At 64.9% G+C, this 24,793-nt stretch carries 24 protein-coding genes; 16 read left to right on the forward strand and 8 right to left on the reverse strand.

Going from position 1 to position 24,793, the window contains the following annotated elements; genetic code table 11:
* Window positions 1–2 precede the first annotated feature (2 nt).
* Window positions 3–2,072 carry a capsular polysaccharide biosynthesis protein gene (locus JC607_RS09440; RefSeq protein ID WP_198836674.1) on the forward strand — a complete coding sequence of 690 codons (2,070 nt, stop codon included), beginning with the start codon at window positions 3–5 and terminating at the stop codon, window positions 2,070–2,072.
* Here the strand turns inward: JC607_RS09440 and JC607_RS09445 are convergent.
* Together JC607_RS09445 and ppk2 are read right to left on the reverse strand one after the other, a co-directional pair.
* On the reverse strand, window positions 2,031–3,425 hold the full coding sequence (locus JC607_RS09445) for an MATE family efflux transporter (protein WP_198836675.1): 1,395 nt from the start codon (window positions 3,423–3,425) through the stop codon (window positions 2,031–2,033). The genes JC607_RS09440 and JC607_RS09445 overlap by 42 nt on opposite strands.
* Window positions 3,426–3,481: 56 nt before the next feature.
* Complete coding sequence (gene ppk2, locus JC607_RS09450) at window positions 3,482–4,468, reverse strand: polyphosphate kinase 2 (protein WP_233092814.1); 987 nt, start codon at window positions 4,466–4,468, stop codon at window positions 3,482–3,484.
* Between the two features lie 378 nt (window positions 4,469–4,846).
* Here ppk2 and JC607_RS09455 point away from each other — a divergent pair, with 378 nt between their 5' ends.
* From JC607_RS09455 to JC607_RS09465, 3 genes are all read left to right on the forward strand, one after another.
* The gene (locus JC607_RS09455) at window positions 4,847–5,506 is read left to right on the forward strand and encodes a glutathione S-transferase family protein (protein ID WP_198836677.1); all 660 of its coding nucleotides are present in this window, start codon (window positions 4,847–4,849) and stop codon (window positions 5,504–5,506) included.
* 139 nt (window positions 5,507–5,645) lie between these two features.
* A complete protein-coding gene (locus JC607_RS09460; RefSeq protein ID WP_198836678.1) occupies window positions 5,646–6,665 on the forward strand; it encodes an LLM class flavin-dependent oxidoreductase in 1,020 nt (339 codons plus the stop codon).
* A 233-nt stretch (window positions 6,666–6,898) separates the two neighbouring features.
* Entirely contained in the window at window positions 6,899–8,875 is a 1,977-nt protein-coding gene (locus JC607_RS09465; RefSeq protein WP_198836679.1) for a type IIA DNA topoisomerase subunit B, read from the forward strand.
* A gap of 40 nt (window positions 8,876–8,915) precedes the next feature.
* On the opposite strand, the gene JC607_RS09470 is transcribed toward JC607_RS09465, so the two are convergent.
* Together JC607_RS09470 and JC607_RS09475 are read right to left on the reverse strand one after the other, a co-directional pair.
* On the reverse strand, window positions 8,916–9,575 hold the full coding sequence (locus tag JC607_RS09470; RefSeq protein ID WP_198836680.1) for a thermonuclease family protein: 660 nt from the start codon (window positions 9,573–9,575) through the stop codon (window positions 8,916–8,918).
* Window positions 9,576–9,758: 183 nt separating this feature from the next.
* Window positions 9,759–10,070, reverse strand: coding sequence for a hypothetical protein (locus JC607_RS09475; RefSeq protein WP_198836681.1), 312 nt, complete (start codon window positions 10,068–10,070; stop codon window positions 9,759–9,761).
* Here JC607_RS09475 and JC607_RS09480 point away from each other — a divergent pair.
* The 7 genes from JC607_RS09480 (at window position 10,069) to JC607_RS09510 (ending at window position 14,339) form a co-directional block, all read left to right on the forward strand.
* Complete coding sequence (locus JC607_RS09480) at window positions 10,069–11,088, forward strand: MBL fold metallo-hydrolase (RefSeq protein WP_198836682.1); 1,020 nt, start codon at window positions 10,069–10,071, stop codon at window positions 11,086–11,088. The two genes, JC607_RS09475 and JC607_RS09480, sit on opposite strands and share 2 nt — an antisense overlap.
* Entirely contained in the window at window positions 11,085–11,588 is a 504-nt protein-coding gene (locus tag JC607_RS09485) for a DUF6173 family protein (protein WP_198836683.1), read from the forward strand. The genes JC607_RS09480 and JC607_RS09485 overlap by 4 nt, the downstream gene beginning before the upstream one ends.
* Window positions 11,589–11,734: 146 nt before the next feature.
* Window positions 11,735–11,884 (forward strand): aa3-type cytochrome c oxidase subunit IV, encoded by a 150-nt coding sequence (locus JC607_RS09490; RefSeq protein WP_198836684.1) that lies wholly within the window; start codon window positions 11,735–11,737, stop codon window positions 11,882–11,884.
* A gap of 97 nt (window positions 11,885–11,981) precedes the next feature.
* Window positions 11,982–12,608, forward strand: coding sequence for a hypothetical protein (locus JC607_RS09495; RefSeq protein ID WP_198836685.1), 627 nt, complete (start codon window positions 11,982–11,984; stop codon window positions 12,606–12,608).
* Window positions 12,609–12,656: 48 nt separating this feature from the next.
* Window positions 12,657–13,241, forward strand: coding sequence for a molybdenum cofactor guanylyltransferase MobA (gene mobA / locus JC607_RS09500; RefSeq protein WP_198836686.1), 585 nt, complete (start codon window positions 12,657–12,659; stop codon window positions 13,239–13,241).
* A complete protein-coding gene (gene mobB / locus JC607_RS09505; RefSeq protein WP_198836687.1) occupies window positions 13,238–13,738 on the forward strand; it encodes a molybdopterin-guanine dinucleotide biosynthesis protein B in 501 nt (166 codons plus the stop codon). The genes mobA and mobB overlap by 4 nt, the downstream gene beginning before the upstream one ends.
* Window positions 13,728–14,339 (forward strand): GNAT family N-acetyltransferase, encoded by a 612-nt coding sequence (locus JC607_RS09510; protein WP_233092816.1) that lies wholly within the window; start codon window positions 13,728–13,730, stop codon window positions 14,337–14,339. Before mobB ends, JC607_RS09510 begins: the two co-directional genes overlap by 11 nt.
* A gap of 25 nt (window positions 14,340–14,364) precedes the next feature.
* Here the strand turns inward: JC607_RS09510 and JC607_RS09515 are convergent, their stop codons facing one another.
* Both JC607_RS09515 and greA read right to left on the reverse strand, forming a co-directional pair.
* The gene (locus JC607_RS09515; protein ID WP_198836688.1) at window positions 14,365–15,396 is read right to left on the reverse strand and encodes a hypothetical protein; all 1,032 of its coding nucleotides are present in this window, start codon (window positions 15,394–15,396) and stop codon (window positions 14,365–14,367) included.
* A gap of 12 nt (window positions 15,397–15,408) precedes the next feature.
* A complete protein-coding gene (greA, locus tag JC607_RS09520; RefSeq protein ID WP_198836689.1) occupies window positions 15,409–15,879 on the reverse strand; it encodes a transcription elongation factor GreA in 471 nt (156 codons plus the stop codon).
* Window positions 15,880–16,195: 316 nt separating this feature from the next.
* On the opposite strand from greA, the gene JC607_RS09525 reads away from it, so the two are divergent.
* The 3 genes from JC607_RS09525 to JC607_RS09535 all read left to right on the forward strand — a co-directional run bounded on the left by JC607_RS09525 (window position 16,196) and on the right by JC607_RS09535 (window position 20,997).
* Complete coding sequence (locus tag JC607_RS09525) at window positions 16,196–17,860, forward strand: electron transfer flavoprotein-ubiquinone oxidoreductase (RefSeq protein WP_198836690.1); 1,665 nt, start codon at window positions 16,196–16,198, stop codon at window positions 17,858–17,860.
* Window positions 17,861–18,233: 373 nt separating this feature from the next.
* Window positions 18,234–20,135, forward strand: coding sequence for a tetratricopeptide repeat protein (locus JC607_RS09530; protein WP_198836691.1), 1,902 nt, complete (start codon window positions 18,234–18,236; stop codon window positions 20,133–20,135).
* On the forward strand, window positions 20,074–20,997 hold the full coding sequence (locus JC607_RS09535) for a 4-(cytidine 5'-diphospho)-2-C-methyl-D-erythritol kinase (RefSeq protein ID WP_198836692.1): 924 nt from the start codon (window positions 20,074–20,076) through the stop codon (window positions 20,995–20,997). The genes JC607_RS09530 and JC607_RS09535 overlap by 62 nt, the downstream gene beginning before the upstream one ends.
* Window positions 20,998–21,125: 128 nt before the next feature.
* Here the strand turns inward: JC607_RS09535 and JC607_RS09540 are convergent, their stop codons facing one another.
* Window positions 21,126–21,461 carry a TIGR02300 family protein gene (locus JC607_RS09540; protein WP_092895770.1) on the reverse strand — a complete coding sequence of 112 codons (336 nt, stop codon included), beginning with the start codon at window positions 21,459–21,461 and terminating at the stop codon, window positions 21,126–21,128.
* A 168-nt stretch (window positions 21,462–21,629) separates the two neighbouring features.
* On the opposite strand from JC607_RS09540, the gene JC607_RS09545 reads away from it, so the two are divergent.
* Both JC607_RS09545 and JC607_RS09550 read left to right on the forward strand, forming a co-directional pair.
* On the forward strand, window positions 21,630–22,322 hold the full coding sequence (locus JC607_RS09545; RefSeq protein ID WP_198836693.1) for a M48 family metallopeptidase: 693 nt from the start codon (window positions 21,630–21,632) through the stop codon (window positions 22,320–22,322).
* A 75-nt stretch (window positions 22,323–22,397) separates the two neighbouring features.
* Entirely contained in the window at window positions 22,398–23,054 is a 657-nt protein-coding gene (locus tag JC607_RS09550; RefSeq protein WP_198836760.1) for a GntR family transcriptional regulator, read from the forward strand.
* 3 nt (window positions 23,055–23,057) lie between these two features.
* On the opposite strand, the gene JC607_RS09555 is transcribed toward JC607_RS09550, so the two are convergent.
* The gene (locus JC607_RS09555; protein WP_198836694.1) at window positions 23,058–24,752 is read right to left on the reverse strand and encodes an acyl-CoA dehydrogenase; all 1,695 of its coding nucleotides are present in this window, start codon (window positions 24,750–24,752) and stop codon (window positions 23,058–23,060) included.
* Between the last annotated feature and the right edge of the window lie 41 nt (window positions 24,753–24,793).

Raw genomic sequence — 24,793 nt, forward strand, 5'->3', positions numbered from 1 at the left:
CATTGGCCGTCGAACGTGACCCGAAACCAGAGGCCGCCGTGGTGATCCCACGGCGGCTTTTCCATCAGAACCTGTCCTTCCTGCGCGACCGCCGGCTGAAGCGGATCCTCGCTCTCGCCGGGCATGAGCTGCGCTTCGGCCTGCCGAAACCGGGCGACGGCGTCGTGGTCTGGGGCGCCAGCCCCACCGCCTGGCGCGGCGAGAAAGTGGCGGCAAAACGCGATGTGCCGCTGGTGCGGCTGGAGGATGCGTTTCTGCGCTCGATCCGGCCGGGGCGAATGGGCGAACCCGGGCTGGGCCTGCTGATCGATGCAGAAGGGATCCATTTCGACCCTTCGGATATCTCGCTGACCGAGCGGATTCTCTCGACTGATCCCCTGGACAATTCGAACATTCTGAGCCGCGCAAAGGTCGGAATCGAGCGGCTTCGCGCGCTTGAATTGTCCAAATACAATCTGCACGATATTTCCCTGCCTCCACCACCGCCGGGGTATGTGCTGGTGGTCGATCAGACGCTGAACGATGCCTCACTGCGGGCTTCGGGTGCGGATCGGGGATCTTTCGAGGACATGCTCGAGACCGCGCGCCGCGACTGGCCGCATCTGCCGATCCTGATCCGCGCGCATCCTGAAACTGCCAGGGGGCTGCGCCCCGGTCATTACGGGCCCGAGCATCTGCGTGACCCGGACGGGCCGGGGATCAGCTTTTCCGACCCCGCCATCCCGCCTTACGCGCTGCTGGAAGGCGCGGTGGCGGTCTATACCGTGTCGTCACAGCTTGGGTTTGAGGCCATCCTTGCCGGGCATCGCCCCCGCGTCTGGGGGTTGCCCTTCTATGCCGGCTGGGGGCTGACCGAAGACCGCACCCCGCCGTCCCGCCGCAGGCGCAAGCTGACACGGGCGCAGCTCTTTGCCGGTGTGATGATCCTCGCGCCCCGCTGGTATGACCCCTGCCGCGACCGGCTGTGCAGCTTTGAAGAGGTGGTCGATCAGCTGGAGGCCGAGCTGCGCGCCTTTCGCCAGGATCGTCATGGCCATAGCGCCCTGGGGATGCGCTTGTGGAAACGCTGGCGGTTGCAGGCGTTTTTCGGGCGCGAGAAGCCGCTGCGCTTTATCGAGGGGGCGGCGCAGGCGAAGGGGGAAAGCCTGCTGGTCTGGGCCGGGAAAGCGCAGGACTCCCTGCCCCCGGGCGCGCTCAGGGTCGAGGATGGGTTCCTGCGCTCACGCGGGCTCGGGGCCGAACTGGTGCCGCCTTTGTCACTGGTGGCCGATGACCTCGGGATCTATTACGACCCCGCGCAGCCCTCGCGGCTGGAAGAGCTGATCAAGGCGCCTCTTCCCCCCGGCGGACATGCCCGTGCAACGCGGCTGATCGAAAGGTTGCGCGCGGCCAACCTGACAAAATACAACATTGAAGGTGCCGTTCCGGCGCTTCCTGACCACGAGACCGACCAGAGATCCCGCATTCTGGTTCCGGGCCAGGTCGAAGACGACGCCTCGATCCTGAGGGGCGCCGGTGCCATCCGGACCAATCTCGATCTGCTGAAAGCCACCCGCGCAGCCAACCCGGACGCGCTGATCCTTTATAAACCGCATCCCGATGTCGAGGCCGGTCTGCGCCCCGGGGCGCTCCCCGCCGATCAGACTGCACCGCTGGCCGATCTGGTCCTGACCCATGCCAGTATGGCGGCCGCGCTGGATGAGGTGGACGAGGTCTGGACCATGACCTCGCTCACCGGGTTCGAGGCCCTGATCCGGGGCAAGGCGGTCACGACCTTCGGTGCGCCCTTCTATGCCGGCTGGGGGCTGACCCGCGATCTGGGCGAGATGCCGGAACGCCGGCTCCGCCGGGCCGATGGCGCGTTGCTGCCCCGGCCCGATCTGGCGCAGCTCGTCCATGCCAGCCTGATCGCCTATCCGCGCTACTGGGATCCGGTCTCGCGTCGCCCCTGCCCGGTCGAGGTCGCCCTCGACCGGCTGGCCAGCGGCACCATCCCGCATCCCGGCCTCATCAACCGGCTGATCGCGAAGTTACAGGGCCGCTTTGCCAGCCATGCCCGGCTTTGGCGCTAACCGCCAGAAGCGGATCATCAGGCTCACCGCCGCCCCGACCAGGCCGATCACCAGCCCCGACCACAGCCCGACCCCGCCAAAGCCCAGCGGGAAAGCCAGCCCATAGCTGACCGGAATTCCGATCACCCAATAGCTCAGCGTGGCGAGCCACATCGGCACCGCCGTATCCTGAATTCCGCGCAACAGGCCAAGCGCCATCACCTGCATCGCATCCGCGAGCTGGAACAAGGCCGCCAGCGCCAGCAGCGTCATCCCGAATTGCAGAACAAAATCAGACCCCGGTTTCTCAAGGTCGAGGAACTGCCGCACCAGCAATTCCGGCACGCTCAGAAAGACGATGATCACCACAACCGCGACAAGGAAAGAGATCAGCAGCGCCGCGCCAGAGGCCAGCCGTATCCCCGCCGGATCCGCGCGCCCCGAAGCCTCGGCCACCCGGATCGTTGCAGCATTCGACAGGCCGACATGGCACATGAAGGCCAGCGCGGTGATTTCCAGTGCAATGCCATGCGCGGCCAGCTGACGGGTGCCGATCCAGCCCATCATGAGCGCGCTGGCCTGGAAGAGCCCGCTTTCCGCAAGCCCGGTCAGCCCGATCGGCAGGCCCAGCCGCCAGACCTCGCGCAGCGCCGCCACGTCGATACGCCAGAACCGCCGGAAGAGCTGAAACTGCCGCAGCGCCGGCAACAGCCCGGCATAAAGCCCCAGCCCCAGCAGCGAAAAGACCTGTACCACCAGCGTCGCCACGCCTGCGCCGCCGACCCCCATCTCGGGCGCGCCGCCATTGCCGAAGATCAGGAACCAGTTGACGATGATATTGACCACCACTGCCGCCACCGTGACCCAGAGCACGATCTGCGTCCGCCCAAGCGCTGCGAGCCAGGCCTGCAACACCGCCACGCCAAGCGTCGGCACCATGCCAAGCCCTGCGATGCGCAGGTAATATTGCGCCTCGGCCGCCACTTCGGGCTTTTGTCCAAGCGCCAGCATGATCGGCCCGGCAAACCAGAATATCGGATAGACCAGCAGGCCAAAGCCGATGGACAACCAAAGTCCCATCCGCGCCGCGCGCCGGAGCTCGGTGTCATCGCCACGCGCCCTTGCGCTCGCGGCCAGCGGCATCACCGCGCGTGCAAAACCCGAGCCCACGACGAAGAGAATGAAAAAGCTCGACGCCGCGATCACCAGCGCGCCCTGCTGCACCACGCCATACCAGCCGACCATGGCGGTATTGACCACATGCAGCGAAAATTGCGCGATGGAAGACCCGGCCAGCGGCAAGCCAAGCCGCAGCGTCTCACGCAGATGCCTGGCGAATGTGAGCGGACGGGCGGGCTGCGACAAATTATCCATGCCGCAGGTCTATCCTTTGATCAAATTAGCAGCAAGGCGCCGCGAGATGCGGCGTCTCAGCCATTCCGCACAGCCGGATGTTTGGCGCTGCCCGGGATATGCCCCGCCCCCCGCAAAACCTGCGCCGCCGAGCCGATGATCAGCGGATCTGGCTGCATCACCAGCGCGTGATCCTTGCCGGGATAGTCCAGCGAGGCGAGGAAATGCTTCATACAATTCAGCCGGGCGCGTTTCTTGTCATTCGACTTCACAATGGTCCAGGGCGCATCGGCAGTATCGGTGTAGAAGAACATCGCCTCCTTGGCCTCGGTGTAGTCATCCCATTTGTCGAGGCTCGCCTTGTCGATGGGCGAGAGTTTCCACATTTTCAGAGGATCGGTCTCGCGCGCCCTGAAGCGTTTGAACTGTTCGCCTTTGGTGACCGAGAACCAGTATTTGTAAAGCCGGATCCCCGAACGGACCAGCATCCGTTCCAGCTCCGGCGCCTCGCGCATGAATTCGAGATATTCCGGCGGGGTGCAAAAGCCCATCACCCGCTCGACGCCCGCCCGGTTGTACCAGGACCGGTCAAAGAACACGATCTCGCCGGCGGTGGGCAGATGCTGGATATAGCGCTGAAAGAACCATTCGCCCTTTTCCTTGTCCGAGGGTTTGGTCAGCGCCACCACCCGCGCATATCGCGGATTCAGATGTTCCATGAACCGCTTGATGGTACCGCCCTTGCCGGCCGCATCGCGCCCCTCCATCAGAAGGACGAATTTCTGCCCGGTCTCCTGCGCCCAGATCTGCACTTTCAGCAACTCGGCCTGAAGCTGCGCCTTTTCCCGTTCATAGGCGACACGCCCCATCATTCGCCCATAGGGGTAGCGCCCGCTTTCGAAAGCCTCGCGAATTTCATCCTGGGTCACGGCGGGAAAATGGCGCGGCGGCGCGAGAGTGTCGCCGGTCTCAAGCGGCAGCACCGGCCGGGCCGGGCTATCTCCCGGGACAGCCTCTGGCTCAGACGGTTGTTCATTGCCGCTGACATGCAGATCTTTGCTCATAAGGAACTCCTTCACCATACTGCAAAACGACACCCGTCTTGTCGGGGCTCCGGGCGGGGCGGGCCGGACCGGAAGGGGCAGGCCGAAGCATAATCCTGACCGCAGCATCTGACCTTGATCCTGGACAAACGAGGCGCGCGGCCAGGCCTGCATCCGAGGAGAGACCGGCAAAGTCAGCCGCAGAACCGGAGCGGAGCCCCCCCCGCCTTTCCCCGCAAACCCCACCCGCGCGAAAAACGCTCCTGCCTGGCGGGCTCTCGCAGGAAATCTCTTCCCAATCGGGTGAGCGACCCCGGCAGCCAGTGGATTTTCGTCCCGCTTCTGCTATTGGGGCCGGGTCATTTCAGGCAAACTCTGCCCGGCTTTGGGGACCCCGCCATGATCACCCTTTACGGCGTCTATCGTTCACGCGCCTCGCGCCCGCTCTGGCTCCTCGGCGAGATCGGCTGCGATTTCACCCATGTGCCGGTGATCCAGGCCTATCGCCTCAAGGATGCGAAGGCAGAGGATGCGGTCCTGAACACCGCCTCGCCCGATTATCTCGCCGTCAATCCGCAGGGCCAGATCCCCGCGATGGAGGATGACGGGCTATTGCTGACCGAGTCGCTGGCGATCACCCTCCATATCGCGCGCCGCCATGGTGGCAGCTTTGGCCCGGCCGACGGGTCCGAGCAATCACTGATGGAGCAATGGGCGCTTTACGCGGCAACCTCGCTGGAACCGCCGGCGCTCGAAATCCTGCTTGCCGTCGAATCCGGCGGCGACACCCTGCCCGAGACCCGCGCCGCGATCCGGGTCAGCGCAGAAAAACTGCGCCGGCCGCTGAACCGGCTGGAACGGCATCTGAGCGGACATGACTGGCTGGTGGGCGACCGCTTTACCGCCGCCGATATCAATACTGCCGAATGCCTGCGCTATGCCCAGGGCTATCCCGCGCTTCTGGCGGAATACCCGCATGTGAGCGACTGGCTCGCCCGCTGCCAGGCCCGCCCGGCGTTCCAGACCTTCTGGGCCAGGCGCGAAGCAGAGCCCGCCTGACCCCGGGAACGGGCACCTGCGCACAGTGGTTGCGCGCCGCTGCTTCTGGCATTGGCGCGCCGATCGCCCCATCTTTCCGTCAAACGATCCGGCGCGGCCACTGGCCCGGCCCGGATCTCAGGATCAGGGGATTTGAACCATGAAGAAAATCGGTTTTCTGTCTTTCGGCCATTGGTCGACCCAGCAGGGCTCGGCCACCCGTTCGGCCCAGGATGTGCTGCTCCAGAGCATCGAGCTGGCCGAAGCCGCCGAAGAGCTTGGCGCGGACGGCGCCTATTACCGGGTTCACCATTTCGCCCGGCAGCTGTCTTCGCCCTTCCCGCTGCTCGCCGCCATCGGCGCGCGCACGAAGAAGATCGAGATCGGCACCGGCGTGATCGATATGCGCTATGAGAACCCGCATTACATGGTCGAGGATGCCGGCTCTGCCGATCTGATCTCCGGCGGCAGGCTGCAACTGGGGATCTCGCGCGGCTCGCCCGAACAGGTGATCGATGGCTGGCGCCATTTCGGCTATGCGCCGGCCGAGGGCGAGACCGACCAGGATCTGGCCCGCGACCATGCGCTGACCTTCCTGCAATTGCTGGAAGGCCAGGGTTTTGCCAAACCCAATCCACGCCCGATGTTCCCGAACCCGCCGGGCCTCTTGCGGCTGGAGCCGCATTCCGAAGGGCTGAGGAACCGCATCTGGTGGGGGGCGGCTTCGGATCAGACTGCGATCTGGGCGGCGCAGCTGGGGATGAATCTGCAAAGCTCGACCCTGAAATGGGATGAAACCGGCGAGCCTTTCCATGTGCAACAGGCCAACCAGATCCGCAAATACCGCGCGGCCTGGAAAGAGGCGGGCCATAGGCACACGCCCCGCGTCTCGGTCAGCCGCTCGATCTTCGCGATCACCACGGCGCAGGACCAGATGTATTTCGGGCAATCCCGCCCCGACCAGGACCAGGTCGGTGTGATCGACGACCAGCGCGCGGTGTTCGGTCGCTCCTATGCCGCCGAGCCGCAAAAGCTGATCGAGGAGCTGCGCCAGGACGAAGCCATCGCCGAGGCCGATACCCTGCTTTTGACGGTGCCGAACACCCTGGGCGTCGATTACAACGCCCATGTGATCGAAAGCATCCTGAAACATGTCGCCCCGGCGCTTGGCTGGCGCTGAGGAAAAGACGTCCGGCCCCTTCCGGGGCCGGATGCCTCCGGCGGGGATATTTAGAGACAGAAAATGATAAAGCTTCCCGCATATTTTCTGTCTCTAAATATCCCGGGGGAGGCTCCGCCAGGAGCCGGGGGCAGCGCCCCCTTCCCGGCCTCCACAGGAAAATCCCCCCTGGATCTTGCGCGCCTGCCCCTCGCAGTGGTCTAATGCTGTGCTACAAACCATAAGAGCAGCGCATGGCCCCGAATGATTCCGGCGATCTTCTCGCCGCGCCGAACCAGCAAACCTATGACGCCTCCTCGATCGAGGTGCTTGAACCGCTTGAAGCGGTGCGGATGCGGCCCGGCATGTATATCGGCGGCATTGACGAGCGCGCCTATCACCATCTTGCCGCAGAGATCCTCGACAATTCGATGGACGAGGCGGTTGCCGGCCATGCCAATCGGATCGAGGTCGAGCTGTTGGCCGATGGTTCGGTCTCGATCAAAGATAACGGGCGCGGCATCCCGGTCGATCCGCACCCGAAATTCCCCGACAAATCCGCGCTGGAGGTGATCCTCTGCACGCTGCATGCCGGTGGCAAGTTCAATGGCGACGCCTATGAAACCTCGGGCGGGCTGAACGGCGTTGGCTCATCTGTGGTCAATGCACTGTCCGACCATATGCGGGTCGAGGTGGCGCGGAACAAAGAGCTCTACGTCCAGGAATTCTCACGCGGCAAGCCCCAGGGCCCGGTCGTCAAAGTCGGCCCGGCGCCGAACCGGCGCGGCACGACGGTGATCTTCCACCCCGATGCCGAGATTTTCGGCCATCAGACCTTCCGTCCGGCGCGGCTGATGAAGATGGTCCGTTCCAAGGCCTATCTTTATTCCGGCGTTGAGATCCGCTGGAAATCCGCCATCCCGGACGGTGATATGCCGCTGGAAGCGACCTTCCATTACCCCGGCGGCCTTGGCGAATATCTTTCCGAACAGCTGCAATCCGACCAGACCTATGCTGAGCGGCCTTTCGCGGGCAAAGTCAGCTTCAAGGAGAAATTCGGCGTGCCGGGCTCGGTCGAATGGGCGATCAACTGGACGCCGATGCGGGACGGGTTCATCTCCTCTTACACCAACACGGTTCCAACCCCCGAGGGCGGCACCCATGAAGCCGGTTTCTGGGCCGCGATCCTCAAGGGCATCCGCGCTTATGGCGAGCGGGTGAAGAACCGCAAATCCGACCAGATCACCCGCGAGGATATGCTGGCGGGCGGCTGCGCGCTGATCTCGGTCTTTATCCGCGAGCCGCAATTCGTCGGCCAGACCAAGGACCGGCTGGCCACGGAAGAGGCCGCGAAATGGGTGGAAAACGCCGTCCGCGACCATTTCGACACATGGCTTGCCAGCGATCCGAAATCTGCCGGTGCGATCCTCGATTTCCTCGTGCAGCGCGCTGAGGAACGGCTCAAGCGCCGCGCCGAAAAGGAAACGCAGCGCAAGACCGCGACCAAGCGACTGCGGCTCCCCGGGAAACTGGTCGATTGTTCGGCCTCAAACCGCAGGGGCACCGAGCTGTTCCTCGTCGAGGGCGATTCGGCGGGCGGCAGTGGCAAGGGCGCGCGCGACCGCAAATTCCAGGCACTGCTGCCCTTGCGCGGCAAGGTGCTCAACGTGCTGGGGGCTGCGGCGAGCAAGCTCTCGGACAATGCCGAGATCCGCGACATTTGCGAAGCGCTTGGCGTTGGCATGAAAGAGCGCTTCCGCATCGACGATCTGCGTTATGACAAGATCATCATCATGACCGATGCCGATGTGGACGGCGCCCATATCGCCTCGCTGCTGATGACGTTCTTCTATGAACAGATGCCGCAGCTGATCCTGAAAGGGCATCTCTATCTCGCCTGCCCGCCGCTTTACCGCCTGACCCAGGGGCCAAAACGGCTCTATGTCTCGAATGATGCCGAGAAAGAGGCCTGGATGGCCAAGGGCCTCGGCGGGCGCGGCAAGATCGATGTGCAGCGTTTCAAGGGCCTGGGCGAGATGGATGCCAAGGATCTGAAAGACACGACGATGAACCCGGCAACGCGCAAGCTGATCCAGGTCTCGATCAATGAGGAAGAGCGCGAATCGACGAAAACCCTGGTCAATGACCTGATGGGCAAAAAGCCGGAGCTGCGCTTTCAGTTCATTCAGGAAAAGGCCCGTTTCGCCAATACCGAAGAGCTCGACATCTGAGCCCGGCAGCAGCCCGGAACCAGGTCCGCGCGGCCCGGCGCTATTTCCAGCGCGCCGGGCGCCAGCCTGCGGCCTGGGCCTCGGCCTCGTCGCAGAACCAGCGCTCGCCCTGATCCTCGCGGATCACCGTCTTTGCATAGGCCGGTGACCAGGGCAGGTGGTAGATCCGCTCGCCCGATTTCGAGATATTGCCTTTGATCGGACAGCCCTCGAGCGGCGTATCCTGATCGGCCGCATTCCAGCGCGCGGCGCGAAACTCCCAGGCGGGTTGTGACGGCGCGGCCCAGATGCCGTGACCGGCCGCCTGCGCCAGGGTCTGCTGCGGCAGATAGGCATCGGAATAGGCGATATAGGCCCAGGCGAGGCCATCCGAGACCATCGCGGCGCCGATATCCTCGCCGCCGGCCTCACAGCGCGCGACCACCCTTCCATAGCGGTCGCGCTCCAGCGCTTCGCAGGTCACAGCCTTGCCGGCGATCAGAGCCTCCAGCCGCCTCGTCGCCGCGAGGCCACAGGCCCAGCTGCCACCACCGGCACTGGCACAGCTTTGGCCGGATTCCGGGGCGTCAATGCCATGAAGCCGCACCACGACCGGCCCGAACCGCAGCGTGTCACCATCACTGACCTGGGGCGCGCCCGAGATCAGCGGCGCGGCAGCAACAGAGGTTACGAAGGCAAGTTGTAGAATGAGACCGGACATCAGACGGGCCTGGCCGATGCCGCCGGCTTTGTCCAGCGCCTGCGTTAACAAAGGTTAACGCAGATCTTGCCCCCCTTTCACCGCGAGGGTCCCCCGCGCGATTGCTCTGCCATGCCCGCCGGGGGGCCATCCTGGTGCCCCTGGGGTCCTGGTGTCGCCGGTTCGCGGCCTGTCCCTGCCGGATCAGCGCCATAACAGGAAAGCAATCACCAGCGCCCCGACCAGGGCCGCAATGAAAAGGATCGCCACGGCACCGCCCGAACCGCGCGTATCATCGCCCTGCAGGGCCCGATCTTCGCGGGCGTCTCTATCGGGATCATCCAACGCAACCCCTCCCCAAAATACAGAATTTGTTTCAATTCCACAAACGTGCGATATGCCCGGCAACAGTGCAAGCCTGAACACGCGCGCATCCCCAATATAGGTTCCCCCTGAACCCGGCGTCCTGAACATCAGCTTGCCCGCACCGCGCGTTCCCGGCATGTAACGGGCCATGAGTGAGATCCGCCACCCCTTCCCCGATGCCCCCGCAGCCGGTTCCGCGACCGAGGTCGCGCCGGGTGTTTTATGGATGCGGCTCTCGCTGCCCTGGGCGCTGGACCATGTGAATGTCTATGCGATCGACGAGGGTGATGGCTGGACACTGATCGATACCGGCATCAGATCGCGCCGTGCCGTTGCGGCATGGCAGGCGCTGTTGGCCGGGCCGCTGGGCGGCAGTCCGGTAAAGCGGCTGATCGTCACCCATCATCACCCGGACCATATCGGCATGGCGGGCTGGTTCATCGAACAGGGCGCGGCCCTTCTGATCACCCGCACCGCCTGGCTTTATGCAAGGATGCTGCTGAACACGCCCGAAGAGCGTCCCTCTCCCGAGACGGTCACCTTCTGGAAGCGCGCAGGCATGCTGCCCGCCGATCTGGAGCGGCGGATGAATGAGCGCCCGTTCAACGCCTCGGATTGTGTGGCGCCGCTGCCTCTGGGCTTTACCCGGATCAGCGAGGGCCAGACCCTGCGGCTGGGCGGGCGCGACTGGCAGATCCGCATCGGTCACGGCCATGCCCCCGCGCATGCGACGCTCTGGACGGACGGCCTGGTCCTTGGTGGCGATCAGCTGCTGCCCGGGATCTCTGCCAATATCGGTGTTTATCCGGCGGAACCCGAGGCCGATCCGCTGGGGGAATGGCTGGAAAGCTGCACCCGGCTCAGCGCTTTCGCGCGCGAGGATCAGCTGGTGCTGCCGGGCCATAAGCTTCCTTTCACCGGCCTGCCGTTCCGGCTGCGCCAGATGGTGGAAAACCACCTCTCGGCCCTGGACCGGCTGCGCGATTTCCTCACCGTGCCCAATACGGCGGTGGGTTGCTTCCCGCTGCTGTTCCGCCGCAGGATCGGCGAAAGCGAGCTTGGCCTCGCTCTGGTCGAGGCGGTGGCGCATCTGAACCACCTGCTGCACCGTGGCGAGATCACCCGTTCCCCCGGCCCCGATGGGGCATGGCTCTGGCAAAAGACATGACCGAGAAAACCCTGACCAAAGCCGCCGCCGCTGGCAGCGCCGCAATCCCCGCGAAACGCAAAACGACGGCAAAGGCTACGGCCATTGCCCCGCGCAGCCCTGCGGCAACGGCCCCAAAGACCACGACCAGGAAAGCAGCGGCGCAAAAGACCCCGGCCGAATCGGCCTGTGAGCGGCTGGTGCTCTATATCCGTCAGTTCGAAAGCCAGCTCGATCAGAGCCAGGAGATCGCCATGGGCTTTACCGGCAGCGCCGCCGGGGTGCTCCGGATCGAGGGGCTGGGCTGGTCGGCGCCGGACCTGCTCACCTTCTTCGGCCGGGATGAGGACGGCATCCGCACCCAGATGGTGCAGCATGTCAGCCAGCTTTCGGTTTTGCTGCGCGCGGTGCCGAAGCTCGCCCCCGAAGCACCGCCGGTCCGGATCGGCTTTCGGCTCTTGCAGGGCTGGGACGGTGGCGAATCCGGGGATGCTTCGGTCTGGCCGGTCACGGGCGGCTGAGCGCCCGCCACCGAAGGTCAGGGCGCTTTCGCGGGAAAGATACATCACTGCCGCATCTTCCTGCATCAGAGGCCACGCCCGATGGGTGACAGCGGGTGGTGAATCGGCTAACAGGCGGAAAAGCATCTGTTCCCGGGGAATGAAGAATGGCCGATGATCAGCACGTCAAACACGAGCATGGCAGCATGGATATCCGCACTCAGGAAAAATCCTTTGCCGCATTCGTCAAAGTGGCAACCTGGACGGTCGTTGTCTGCGCCGTGATTCTGGTTTTCCTGGCCCTCGCCCGGACCTGATATCGGCGCCCTGATATCGCCGCCCTGATATCGCCGCCCCGAATTGCCGCCCTGCAACCGGCCCCGTATGGGCCGGCACAGGGCAGGGAGAGGTTACATGTATCGCCTTCTTGCCGCGCTCGCGGTGCTGCTGACGCTTTCGGCCTGTGCCGAACCGGTCTGGGCGCCGGATGATCAGGTGTCGCGCGCCAGCTATGTCGCCGGCCCGCCGACCGAGATCACGCTTCTGACCACCATCAATGACCGTACCGGATCAGGCTCGCATTCGGCTTTGCTGATCAATGGCTCGCAACGTGTGCTGTTCGATCCGGCCGGGACCTGGCATCATGATGCCGCGCCTGAACGCAATGACGTGCATTTCGGCATGACCGACCGGATGGTGAATTTCTACCTCGATTACCATGCGCGCGATTCCGAGAAAGAGCAGTTCCACGTCATCGAGCGCAAGCTGCAGGTCTCGCCCGCCGTGGCCGAGGCGATCTTGCAAAAGGCGCTGGCGAATGGCGCGGTGCCCAAGGCGCATTGTGCCAGCTCGATCACCGGGATCCTGCGGTCTGTGCCAGGTTTTGAGGGCGTGACCTCGACTTACTTCCCGAAAAAGCTGGATGCGTCTTTCGCGGAACTGCCGGGCGTCACCACCCGTATCGTGACCGAGGAAAACGACAATCCCGGCGCCGGGCATGGCGTGATCCTCATCGACAAAAAGGGCCAGCGGGTCAATTGATCCGCTGGCACCGGCAGAATTCCAGTCCTGCATAAGGTGCATTCACGCGTGAGCCTCTTCGCCGTCATTCTCGCTGGGGGACAGGGGCGCCGGATGGGCGGGGCGGATAAGGCGCTTTTGCCCCTCGCCGGCCAGCCGCTGATCGCCCATGTGATCGCGCGGCTGCAGCCCCAGGCCCGGCGCCTTCTGATTTCGGCCAATGGCGATGCCGCGCGCTTTGCCTTTACCGGGCTTGAGGTACTGCCCGATGAAACGTCACTCGGGCCGCTGGCCGGGATCCTCGCCGGGTTGCGGGCAGCACAGGCGGCAGGCGGCACCGCGCTGGTCTCGGCCCCGGTTGATGCGCCTTTCCTCCCGGGTGATCTGATCGCACGCCTTGCCACTGCGCTGCCGGGGCCGGGATTTGCCCGGGCCGGCGGGCGCGACCATAATGCGACCGCGATATGGCCGGTCGCACTCGCGGATCCGCTGGCCGATTTCCTTGCCTCGGGCGCGAAACCGAAAATCGCCGATTTCGCCGCCCGCCATGGCGCGCATGCCGTCGATTTCCCCGATGCGGCGGCCTTCGACAATCTCAACACGCCCGAAGACCTCGCCCGTGCCAATAGCCGCAGTGAGGGCCGCCCCGCATGAAGATCTATGGTGTGATCGGCTGGCAAAACAGCGGCAAGACCACGCTGATGGAGCGTCTGGTCGCAACCCTTACCCGACGTGGCATGTCGGTCTCGACGGTCAAACATGTGCATCACGATGTCGATCTCGACCAGCCCGGCAAGGACACCTGGCGCCACCGCGAAGCCGGCGCGCAGGAAGTCGTGCTGGCCTCTGCGAAACGCTTCGCCATCCTGCGCGAACATCGCGGGCCCGAGCCGGACCTGACAGAGGTGCTGGCCCGCCTCGCCCCGGTCGATCTGGTGCTGGTCGAGGGCTACAAGCGCGACGCCCATCCGAAAATCGAGGTCTGGCGCGCGGGCGTGGCCGACCGCCCGATGATCCAGCCCGGCGATCCGCTGGTGCGGGCGGTGGCGTCCGACGCCGCCCTGAAGGGGCTGAGCGTGCCGGTCCTCGACCTGAATGACGCCGGGGCCATTGCCACATTCATCCTGAAGGATTGCGGGCTTGCGCCCTGAGCACTTCTCTATCCGGCGCGGCTTTCCCCTGGACCAGCGCGACGAGGCCGCCCGCATCTATTGGGAGGCTTTCGGCGCCAAGCTTGGCCGCGTCATGGGGCCTGACGCGCGTGCGCTGGCTTTCCTGACAAGCGGGCTCAGGCCCGATCACTGCTTTTCCGCGCTGGACGACAGCGGCCGGCTGATCGGGCTTGCCGGCTTCAAATCGGTCCAGGGCAGCTTTTCGGGCGGCACCAGGCGCGATCTGCGCCGGGTTTACGGCGTGTTCGGATCGGCCTGGCGCGCGGGGCTGTTGCGGCTTTTAAGCCATGAGGTCGATAATGAGCGCTTTCTGATCGACGGCATCGCCGTGGCGGCACAGGCGCGCGGCCTCGGCGTCGGCACCGCGCTGATCACCACGCTGTGCCGCGAGGCGAAGCGGCGCGGCTATCCTTCGGTGCGCCTTGAGGTGATCGAGGGCAACCCCCGCGCCCGTGCCCTCTACGAGCGCGAAGGCTTTGCTGCGACCCATACCGATCAGCTTGGTCTTTTGCGTTTTGCCTTCGGCTTTGCCGCCGCGACGACCATGGTGCGGCAGCTCGACGATTTCCCTGCGGATTAGGCCCGCCCCCGGTGGACCCTGGTGATCAGTCGAAGACCCCGGCCACACGGCCCAGCACCATGAAGGCGCGCGCGGTGCGGGTATCGGCGAAATGGATCAGCTCATTGTCGCTGGCATTTTGTTCAAACACCTGGAAGACCCGGTCAAAGGTGCGCAGGAAGTGATGCGACGCATCGCGGAAAATCGTATCCTCGCGCAGCCGTCCGGCAGCCAGCGCCAGCGACGAGCGATCCCGGATACCGCCAATCGCCGCGATGCCGCGCCCCCGCTCGCCGGCCGAGAACCGGCGCCAGATATCGGGATGGCAAAGCTCGGGCCGCAGGTCATCCATATAGATGCCCTCCTGGCTCAGAAGCGTCAGCACATCCTGGGCGGCGCGGATCAGCTTTGCGACCTCGCGATCCTCAAGCGCCAGACGCAGGGCGCGGAAACCCGCCTTGTCATCGGGGCTTTCGGGGAATTGCAGGGCGGTGATGAAATCTTCGATCGAGAGCGGCTGACGCGCCATTTCGCCGGGCGTGCCAAGTGCCAGGGCCGGCTGTTCGGCCTCGGGTTCCGGGCGCGCCGGCGTCAGCGCGACCTTGCGGTCTGCCGAGGGCACCGAAAGCGACTGATCGCGGCGCGACGAGAAACTGGCGGGTCCGGCCATCGCATTCCCCGCAGGCTCTGCCATCTGGGCCGCCGCAACCGGCGCCTCGGGGCGGGTGATCACGCTGCGGATCTCCTGGCGCGCCTCAAGGAAAGAGCCCCGCATACCGTCAATCGCGGCTTTCAGGCTGGCCGCCTCAGCGCGCAGATCGGCGACCAGCCGCAATGTCACCACCGCGACCCAGATCAGGGCCAGCGGCAGGAACAGAATCAGCAAGGTCATCACAAGCCCCGGCAGCCGCGATTCGGTGCCTTCGGGCGCGGTAAAGACCCAGGTCAGCACCGCGACAACCCAAATCCCCGACATCACGCCGGCGGCGATCTCGGTCACCGGCGCGCCGCCGAGGCCCCCCGCCCGCGGCCTCGTTACATTCATATCCTCGGGCATGTCCTCAGGATCTTTCGCCATGGCGGCTCCGGCTCAGATATAGCGCACCGACAGGATTTCGTAGCTCTTCTGCCCGCCCGGAGTGGTGACATCAACGCTGTCGCCCTCTTCCTTGCCGATCAGCGCGCGCGCAATCGGAGACCGGATGTTCAAAAGCCCAAGCTCGATATTGGCCTCGACCTCGCCGACGATCTGCCAGGTCTTTTCCTCATCGCTGTCTTCATCGACCACGGTGACCGTCGCCCCGAATTTGATCGAGCCCGACAGCGAGGTCGGGTCGATCACTTCGGCCAGCGAAATGATGCCTTCGAGTTCCTTGATCCGGCCTTCGATAAAGCCCTGCTTTTCACGCGCCGCATGGTATTCTGCATTTTCAGACAGGTCGCCATGCGCCCGGGCCTCGGCAATGTCGCGGATGATCGCGGGCCGCGCCTCACTTTTCAATTGCCGCAGTTCCGCGTCCAGCACTTCAAAGCCGCGCCTCGTAACCGGAATTTTTTCCATATCGCTGTCGTCACTTTAAAAAAACAGAAGCCACGAACCGGTCACCCGGGTCATGACTTCGCGCCTCGTGTTCCGGCAACCTCACCCGATGGGCAAAGAAAAAGCAAGGGCCATGGCGTCCTGCATGCGCGCCCTGTCGCTTAACGGCAAGAATATTGCGACCGGCATCGGCCTTATGCGGATGATGTTGCGTCACGGTTGACGCGCGCCTGCCCATAGGGCAATCACGAAACGCCCGGCCAACAGGGCCCAACAGGAATTCCCAGCCAGAGTATGCGGCGCTGACAGACCGCAGCAAGGAGCGAGAAAGAAGCCGATGACCGATCCCAACACAGCGATCACCCGCGAGTCGATGGAATATGACGTTGTGATCGTGGGCGCAGGGCCTTCGGGTCTTTCGGCGGCGATCCGTCTGAAACAGCTTGACCCCGATCTGAGCGTGGTCGTGCTGGAAAAAGGCTCCGAAGTCGGCGCGCATATTCTCTCGGGTGCGGTGCTGGATCCGGTCGGCCTCGATGCTTTGCTGCCCGACTGGCGGACTATGGACGCGCCGGTCAAGGTGCCGGTGAAAGAGGATAATTTCTACATCCTCGGCCCGGCCGGCAAGATCCGTGTGCCGAATTTCCCGATGCCGCCTTTGATGAACAATCACGGCAATTACATCGTCTCCATGGCGAATGTCTGCCGCTGGATGGCGGGCGTGGCCGAAGGCCTCGGTGTCGAAATTTTCCCCGGCATGGCCTGCTCGCAACTGGTCTGGTCCGAAGATGGCACGAAGGTCGCCGGTGTCGTCGCCGGTGAATTCGGCCTTGATCCCGAAACCGCCCTTCCTGGCCCCGCCTATGAACCGGGGATGGAGCTGCGCGGCAAATATGTCTTCCTCTCGGAAGGCGTGCGCGGCAGCCTCGCGAAAGAGGTGATCAACCGGTTCAACCTCTCAGATGGCCATTGCCCGCAGAAATTCGGCCTCGGCATGAAAGAGATCTGGGAGATTGACCCGGAGAAGCACCGCCTGGGCACCGTCACCCATACGATGGGCTGGCCGCTGGGCGGCAATGCGGGCGGTGGCTCCTTCATCTACCATCTTGAAAACAATCAGGTCTATGTCGGTTTCGTGGTTCACCTGAACTACAGGAACCCCCATCTCTACCCCTATATGGAATTCCAGCGTTTCAAGCATCACCCGATGGTGGCCGAGCTTTTGAAAGGCGGCAAACGCGTGGCTTATGGCGCACGCGCGATCTCGGAAGGCGGCTTCCAGTCGATCCCGAAAATGGTGGCGCCTGGCGTGGCGCTGCTGGGCTGCTCGGCCGGCCTCGTCAACGTGCCCCGCATCAAGGGCAACCACAACGCGATGCTCTCGGGAAAAGCCGCCGCAGAAGCCGCTTATGCGGCGATCAAGGCGGGGCGCCAGGGCGATGAGCTGACCGATTACGAGACGGAGGTGCGGGCCGGCGCCATCGGGAAAGATCTGAAAAAGGTCCGCAATGTCAAACCGATGTGGTCGAAATGGGGGCTCAAGGCCTCGCTCACCCTCGGCGGGCTCGATATGTGGACGAACACGCTCGGCTTCTCGCTGTTCGGAACACTGAAACATGGCAAGAACGATGCGGCCGCGACCGGGAAGGCCAAAGATTTCAAAAAGATCGACTATCCGAAACCGGATGGCGTTCTCTCCTTCGATCGTCTGACCAATGTCGCCTACAGTTTCACAAACCATGACGAGAACCAGCCCGCCCATCTGCGGCTGAAAGACCCGTCGATCCCGATCAAAGTCAATCTGCCCGAATATGACGAGCCCGCGCAGCGCTATTGCCCGGCCGGTGTCTATGAGGTGCTGGGCGAAGGCCAGGATGCCAGCTTCCGCATCAACTTCCAGAACTGCGTCCATTGCAAAACCTGCGACATCAAGGACCCGTCGCAAAACATCAACTGGACCACTCCGATGGGCGGCGGCGGGCCGAATTACCCGAATATGTAAGGCCCGGGGGCTGTGGTCAGCGAAGCCGAAGTCCTTGCCTGACCGCAGCCCCATAGCCGTGGCACAAACGTGCTGAGAGCCCGGTCTTACGCAACAGGGCCGTCATGATGCGGACCTCCTGCAAGGCTGTGGTGCAATTCCTGGCGGTCGGTCTCTTTCTTTTCTGGCTCATGGACTCAGGACCGTTTCACGAAGAGTTCACCCGGCGCGGCGCCCGGACAGGCAATCCTCACCCCGATCCGCACCGCCCTGCATTGCGTGTGGCAAAACGGGGCGTTAGCTTCAGCCTCAGTACGGGCACGTCCGAGAGGTCCGGCGGGGGCGGGCCGGTTCTGACGGGCTCCGCCAGAGGCAGTCCAGGGAGTATTCCGCAATGATCCGTTCTCTGCTCACGCTGACCACCGCGCTTGGCCTGAGCCTGTCCGGGCTCTTGCCAGCGGTCGCGCAAGAGGCCCCTGCCGCCGCGCAACCCGCTGATGCCGCACCCGAAACGGCAGCCGAGACTGCGGCCATCGCCGAAACTCCCGTCGATTCCGGTGCCTTCCTTGCCGCCCGCAATGCCGAAACCGCCGGCGATTTTCGCGCCGCCTCGGCCTGGTTCACCCAGGCGCTCAGCGTGGATCCCGACAACCGGCTTTTGATGGACGGCTCGATCTTCGCCCTGCTCAGCCTTGGCAAGATCGCCGATGCGGCCAGTGTTGCCGAACACCGCCACGCCCTTATGCAGGAGGGCGACCAGCCCGCCCAGCTCGCCGATCTGGCGCAGATCAGCCAGGCTGGTCTGAACAGTGATTTCGCTGCCATCAGATCCGCGCTGGATGACGGGAAATCCATTGGCCCGCTGGTCGATGGCCTTGCCCGCGCCTGGGCCGATATCGGCCAGGGCCGCATGACCGAGGCCCTGGCCGAGTTTGACGAGATTGCCAAACGCCGCGGGCTCGAGGCGCATGGCATCTATCACAAAGCCCTGGCGCTTGCGCTGGCGGGCGATTTCGAGGGCGCCGACAAGGCGCTGTCGGCGCCCGGTCTGGGGCTGAACCGGCGCGGGGTGCTGGCGCATGTGCAGATCCTGTCGCAGCTCGAACGCAACGAGGATGCCATCGCGCTGATCGACAAGACCTGGGGCACCACGCCTGAGCCACTGGCCGAAGTGTTGCGCGCCCGGCTTGTCGCCGGCGAGACCATCCCCTTCGACACGGTGAAAGATGCGCGCGAAGGCATGGCCGAGGTGTTCTGGTCACTGGCCACCCTGCTCAGCGGCGAGGCGGAGCCGGCCTTTGTCCAGCTGAACTGCCGCATCGCCGTGGCGCTGAAACCCGATCATGACGATGCGATCCTGCTCGGGGCGGCGATGCTCGACCAGATGGGAGAATACGATCTGGCCGAAGCGGCTTATGATGAATTCTCGCCCGATCACCCGTCCTGGTATGATGCCCAGCTCGGCCGCGCCAATGCGCTTTATTCCGCCGGTCGCAAGGAGGCGGCGATCGAAGTGCTGAAACAACTGACCCGCAGCCATGGCAAGCTGCTGGTGGTCCAGGTCGCGCTTGGCGACATGCTGCGCAATGAACAACGCTGGGCCGAATCAGAGGCGGCCTATAGCGTGGCAATCGGCCTTCTGCCCGATCCGCCGCCGCGCGCGGCCTGGCTGCTTTACTTCAGCCGGGGGGCGATGCGGGAACGTCAGAACCTCCATACCGGCGCCGATCTCGATTTCCGCGAGGCGCTGCGCATCAATCCGGGTCAGCCGGAGGTGCTCAATTATCTGGGATACAGCCTGCTGGAACGGCGCCAGGACCTTGATGAGGCGCTGGCCATGATCAAACAGGCCGTGGCCGGAGCGCCCGATTCGGGCATGATCCTCGACAGTCTCGCCTGGGCCTATTTCATGCTCGGCCGCTATCAGGAGGCATTGCAGCCGATTGAGCAGGCCTCGCTCCTGGAGCCGCTGGAGGCAGAGATCACCGACCATCTCGGCGATATCTACTGGATGAACGGGCGCAAGCGGGAAGCGGAATTCCAGTGGCACCGGGCGCTGTCTTACGGGCCGGACGCCGCCGACGCGATCCGCATCCGGCGCAAGCTTGAGATCGGCCTTGATGCGGTGATGGCCGAAGAGGCCGCCCGGGCCCCGGCGCGGCCCGCATCCTCCCCCGGTGCTCCTGCCCCGGCTACGGCACCCGCCCCGGGGGACGGCACCGCCGTCGCGCCAGATGGCAATAGTGAGGGCGACGTCGAGGGCAGCCCGCCGGAGGACGCCCCTGCCGAGAATTGATCCCATCCGCGAATTCGCGCCTGCGAAGGTCAATCTCTGCCTGCATGTCACCGGGCAGCGGGCCGATGGCTATCACCTGCTGGACAGTCTGGTGATTTTTGCCGGTATCGGCGACTGGCTGGAGGCAGCACCGGCCACGGCGCCTTCGCTTGAGCTGGCCGGCCCCTTCGGACCGGCGCTGCCCGCTGGCGCGGAGAACCTGGTCTCGCGCGCCGCCGCAGCGATCCTGCCGGGGCTGTCCCTGGCGTTCCGGCTGGAAAAGCACCTGCCGCCGGCCTCCGGCATCGGCGGCGGATCTTCGGATGCGGCGGCTGCGATCCGTGCCGCCCTGCGGCTGGCCCCGCCCGGGGCGCGGCCTGACCCGGCGGAGATTGCCCGAATCGCAGCCCGGCTTGGTGCCGATATACCGGTCTGCCTGAGCCCTGCCCCCGCCCGGATGCGCGGCATCGGCGAAATCATCGAGCCGCTGACCGGCTTCCCCTCGGGCGGGATTCTCCTCGTCAATCCTGGTGTCGGGGTCCCCACGCCGGCGGTGTTTCGCGCCCTGACCCGGCGCGAGAACCCGCCTTTGCCGTCGCGCCTTCCCTCCTGGCCCGATATCACCACGCTTGCCGCCTGGGCCAGGAACCAGCGCAATGACCTGGAGCCGCCCGCACGCGAGGTCGCGCCGGTGATCGGCGCGGTGCTGGACCAGCTCAACGCGCTTCCCGGCGCGCTGATGGCGCGGATGTCCGGCTCGGGCGCCACCTGTTTCGCGCTTTTTGCCGATGAAGCCGCAGCCAGTGCCGCTCTGCCGCTGATCGCCCGTGCCAATCCCGGCTGGTGGGCAAAGGCAGGCCCGATCCTGCCCGCGCCCGGCTGAGCGCCCGACAGGATCTGCCCGGTCTGCCCCCTGCCCGCCTCGCAGGGCGAAATGAAAAAGACCCGCCGGAGGCGGGTCTTTTCCTGTTTCACAAGGCATGCCCTGCGGAACGTTTCTGCAGGCCGGTCTCAGCCCTCTTCGTCGCTTCCGGCCACATCGGCCAGTTCGTCGAGCGAGACATTGTCATCGGCATCATCTTCAAGCAGATCATCGTCGATATCATCATCGCCGCCTTCTGCCGTTTCCAGCAGATCTTCTTCGGCTTCGAGATCGTCGACCAGAACTTCATCGTCCTTCTCGGGCGAAACGCGCGAGATCACCGCAGCCGCCAGCTTGCGGCGGGCCGATTCGATATCCACAACCTCGCCGGTATAGGGGCTGACCACCGGCGTCCGGTTCAGGTCATAGAACCGTTTACCGGTCGTCGGGCACAGTCGCTTGGTGCCCCAGTCTTCCTTGGCCATGGGTTGTCCCTTCACTTTCGCCCTGATGACAGGGTAATCCGAACGCTGCCCCTTGCCACAGGCCGGAGCGGCTGTCAAAGCCTTTTGCATAAGCCGTCAGATGCGCCTTTACCGACGCGGAATCAAGCGGGACGGCGCGTGAATTGTGGCCTCTGGAACGAGAATTTGATGCTGTTGCTGCCCGGACCGCCGCCGGTCGAGATCAATATGCGCCGCTCGGCCCGGGCGAAGCGGTTCTCGCTCAGGGTTTCGCGACTCGATGGCAAGGTGACGCTGACGCTGCCGCCGCGCGCAAAAGACCGTGATGCGCTGAGTTTCCTGCACGATCAGGAGGGCTGGCTGCGGACTGTGCTGGCCTCGATGCCCATGGCGCGGCTGGTGCCGGTCAGCCATGGGGCAGAGCTGCCGGTTTTGGGGCGGATGATGCGAATCACCCCCTCCGAAGGGCGCGGTGTCCGGGTCGAGGGCGACAGCCTCCTGGTGCCGGGGCGGCCGGATCAGGCCGGCGCGAGGGTGGCGGCCTGGCTCAAGGCACTGGCGCGCGACCGGCTGGCCTATAGTTCGACCCATTATGCGGGCCTTGTCGGGCGCAGCTATGCGCGGCTGGTTCTGCGCGACACGCGGTCCCGCTGGGGATCTTGCAGCCATGACGGCACGCTGATGTATTCTTGGCGCCTTGCCATGGCGCCGCGCGAGGTGCTTGACTATGTCGCGGCCCATGAGGTCGCGCATCTGGTCGAGATGAACCATTCCGCCGATTTCTGGGCAGTGGTCACAAAGATCCGCCCCGGCTGGAAGGCCGAACGCGACTGGCTGAAACGCGACGGCCAGACGCTGCACCGCTACAGTTTCGCGGGCTGAACACACCATGCCCGCCCCCGTTTCCGTCCCGATATCGGTTGACCCCGCTTTGCCCAGGATGTTCCGATGCCCGCCATGATCATTCCTGCCGGCCCCCGCCCGCCCGACCCCAATGCCGCCGCGCATGAGCGGCTCTACCGCACCCTGCGCCAGCAGGTGATGCATGGCGAACTGGCGCCCGGCCAGTCGCTCACGCTGCGCGGGCTCGCGAAAGATTTCGGCGTCTCGATGACGCCCGCGCGCGAGGCTTTGCGCCGCCTTGTGGCCGAAGGCGCGCTGACGCTGTCCTCCTCGGGCCGGGTGTCCACGCCGGAGCTGACGCCCGAGCGGATCGAGGAACTGGCCGCGATCCGCGCCATGCTGGAGCCGGAACTGGCCGCCCGCGCCCTGCCCCGCGCGCATTTTGCCCTGATCGAGCGGCTGGCGGCGATCAACACCGCCAATACCGAGGCCGTCGCGCGCCACGATGCGGTCGCCTATTTACGAACCAATCTGGAATTTCACCGCACGCTTTACCTGCGCGCCCAGGCCCCCGCGATGCTCGCAATGTGCGAGACGGTCTGGCTGCAGCTGGGCCCCACGATGCGGGCGCTTTACGCGCGTCTGCGGCGACGCGAGGCGCCGCCCTATCACCGGATGATCCTCGCGGCGCTGAAAGCCGGTGACGAGCCGGGGCTGCGCCTTGCCGTCAGAACCGATGTGACCCAGGGGCTGCGCCACCTTGCAGGGTAAGGCTCAGCCGAGCATCGCGACCGGCACCGCGTAAAGATCTGCCGCCCGCTGTCGCGCGGCGGAAAGCCGGGAGACCGCATCCTCTGTGAGACGGGTGAGCATCACCCGCGCCAGCGGCAGACGCTCCGGATCGGCCTGCGCGGCCCGCAGATGTGCATCCGCCCCCAGCACAAGGGCAAAGGCCCGCAGATAGGGCACCGCACCGGCAAAACGGTCGTTCATCTCCATCGCAAGCATCTCTTCGGTCGCCCCCCGCAACGATCTCGCCACCGCGCCGAGAATCGCTGCAAGCTCCGGCCAGTGCTCCTCCGCCGCGATGGATCGGGCGATGATCCCGTCGATCAGCTCATAGGCCACCGCGCCGCCATCTGCGAGTTTGCGCCCGACCAGATCCATCGCCTGGATGCCATTGGTGCCCTCGTAAATCGCAGTGATCCTGGCATCGCGCAGATACTGCGCGGCGCCGGTTTCCTCGATAAAGCCCATGCCTCCATGCACCTGCACCGCCATATCGGCAACTTCGATGCCGGTATCCGTGCCAAAGGCCTTCGCGATGGGCGTCAGGAACGCCGCCCGCGCCGCCCAGGCGGCATCGCCGGTCGCGCGGGCCATATCAATCGCTTTGGCGCAGGTGAGGCCGATCACCCGTGCCGCGAAAACCCTGGCCCGCGCCTCAGTCAGCATGCGGCGCACATCGGCATGGCCGATGATCGTGGCAGATCCGTCGGGCGTCTTGCCCTGCACCCGCTCCTGCGCGAAACCCACGGCTTTTTGCAGCGCCGCCTCGGCCACGCCGACCCCCTGCATCCCGACGCCGAGGCGCGCGTTGTTCATCATGGTGAACATCGCCGCCATCCCCTTGCCCGGTCCGCCCACCATCCAGCCGGTGGCCTGATCGAATTCCATCACGCAGGTCGGGCTGCCATGGATGCCGAGCTTATGTTCCAGGCTGACCACCCGCAGATTATTCGCCTGCCCCGGATGTCCCGCCGCATCCGGCAGGTATTTCGGAACCAGGAACAGCGAGATCCCCTTCACCCCCGGCGCGGCATCCGGCAGCCGCGCCAGCACCAGATGGCAGACATTCGGCACCAGATCCGAATCGCCCCAGGTGATAAAGATCTTCTGGCCACTGATGCGGTAGCTGCCATCCTCTGCCGGCACTGCGCGGGTGGTCAGGGCGCCTACATCCGAGCCGGCCTGCGGCTCGGTCAGGTTCATCGTGCCCGACCATTCGCCCGAAATCAGCTTCGGCAGATAGAGCGCTTTCAGCGCGTCCGGGGCGTGATGCTCCAGCGCTTCGATCTGCCCCTGGCTCAGGAGCGGTTTCAGCTGCAACGAGAGGCAGGCCCCGGCAAGCATCTCATTGACGCAGGTCGCGAGCACATGCGGCAGCCCCATACCGCCATATTCCGCACTGGCCGAGACCCCGACCCAGCCGCCCCCGGCAATGGCGCGGTAGGCGCGGTCAAAGCCGGGCGAGGCACGCAGCACGCCGTTTTCCAGCCGCGCCGGCGTCAGGTCACCATTGCGGTTGACCGGCGCCACCACTTCATCGCAAAGCCGCGCCGCGCCATCAAGGATCGCGCTTACCATGTCGGGCGAGGCCTCGGCAAAATGATCCGTCGCGGAAATTTCGGCAAAATCAATGATGTGATCCAGGATGAATCGCTGATCCGCGGCGGGGGCATGGCTCATATTCTGGTCTCCGGCGGGCCGCTGAACCGGGGCCGGCGCCC

The organism is Paracoccus sp. IB05 (assembly GCF_016405985.1).
Lineage (GTDB): Bacteria > Pseudomonadota > Alphaproteobacteria > Rhodobacterales > Rhodobacteraceae > Pseudogemmobacter.

Bases quoted from the DNA above. Each gene is read 5' to 3' on its own strand.
- mobB (WP_198836687.1), top strand. From the start codon at position 13,238: ATGAAGATCTATGGTGTGATCGGCTGGCAAAACAGCGGCAAGACCACG.
- JC607_RS09460 (WP_198836678.1), top strand. From the start codon at position 5,646: ATGAAGAAAATCGGTTTTCTGTCTTTCGGCCATTGGTCGACCCAGCAG.
- JC607_RS09525 (WP_198836690.1), top strand. From the start codon at position 16,196: ATGACCGATCCCAACACAGCGATCACCCGCGAGTCGATGGAATATGAC.
- JC607_RS09485 (WP_198836683.1), top strand. From the start codon at position 11,085: ATGACCGAGAAAACCCTGACCAAAGCCGCCGCCGCTGGCAGCGCCGCA.
- JC607_RS09475 (WP_198836681.1), bottom strand. From the start codon at position 10,070: ATGGCCCGTTACATGCCGGGAACGCGCGGTGCGGGCAAGCTGATGTTC.
- JC607_RS09530 (WP_198836691.1), top strand. From the start codon at position 18,234: ATGATCCGTTCTCTGCTCACGCTGACCACCGCGCTTGGCCTGAGCCTG.
- JC607_RS09445 (WP_198836675.1), bottom strand. From the start codon at position 3,425: ATGGATAATTTGTCGCAGCCCGCCCGTCCGCTCACATTCGCCAGGCAT.
- JC607_RS09490 (WP_198836684.1), top strand. From the start codon at position 11,735: ATGGCCGATGATCAGCACGTCAAACACGAGCATGGCAGCATGGATATC.
- JC607_RS09540 (WP_092895770.1), bottom strand. From the start codon at position 21,461: ATGGCCAAGGAAGACTGGGGCACCAAGCGACTGTGCCCGACGACCGGT.
- JC607_RS09550 (WP_198836760.1), top strand. From the start codon at position 22,398: ATGATCATTCCTGCCGGCCCCCGCCCGCCCGACCCCAATGCCGCCGCG.
- greA (WP_198836689.1), bottom strand. From the start codon at position 15,879: ATGGAAAAAATTCCGGTTACGAGGCGCGGCTTTGAAGTGCTGGACGCG.
- JC607_RS09555 (WP_198836694.1), bottom strand. From the start codon at position 24,752: ATGAGCCATGCCCCCGCCGCGGATCAGCGATTCATCCTGGATCACATC.
- JC607_RS09535 (WP_198836692.1), top strand. From the start codon at position 20,074: ATGGCAATAGTGAGGGCGACGTCGAGGGCAGCCCGCCGGAGGACGCCC.
- JC607_RS09455 (WP_198836677.1), top strand. From the start codon at position 4,847: ATGATCACCCTTTACGGCGTCTATCGTTCACGCGCCTCGCGCCCGCTC.
- JC607_RS09495 (WP_198836685.1), top strand. From the start codon at position 11,982: ATGTATCGCCTTCTTGCCGCGCTCGCGGTGCTGCTGACGCTTTCGGCC.
- JC607_RS09470 (WP_198836680.1), bottom strand. From the start codon at position 9,575: ATGTCCGGTCTCATTCTACAACTTGCCTTCGTAACCTCTGTTGCTGCC.
- JC607_RS09480 (WP_198836682.1), top strand. From the start codon at position 10,069: ATGAGTGAGATCCGCCACCCCTTCCCCGATGCCCCCGCAGCCGGTTCC.
- ppk2 (WP_233092814.1), bottom strand. From the start codon at position 4,468: ATGAGCAAAGATCTGCATGTCAGCGGCAATGAACAACCGTCTGAGCCA.
- JC607_RS09465 (WP_198836679.1), top strand. From the start codon at position 6,899: ATGGCCCCGAATGATTCCGGCGATCTTCTCGCCGCGCCGAACCAGCAA.
- JC607_RS09515 (WP_198836688.1), bottom strand. From the start codon at position 15,396: ATGGCGAAAGATCCTGAGGACATGCCCGAGGATATGAATGTAACGAGG.
- JC607_RS09545 (WP_198836693.1), top strand. From the start codon at position 21,630: ATGCTGTTGCTGCCCGGACCGCCGCCGGTCGAGATCAATATGCGCCGC.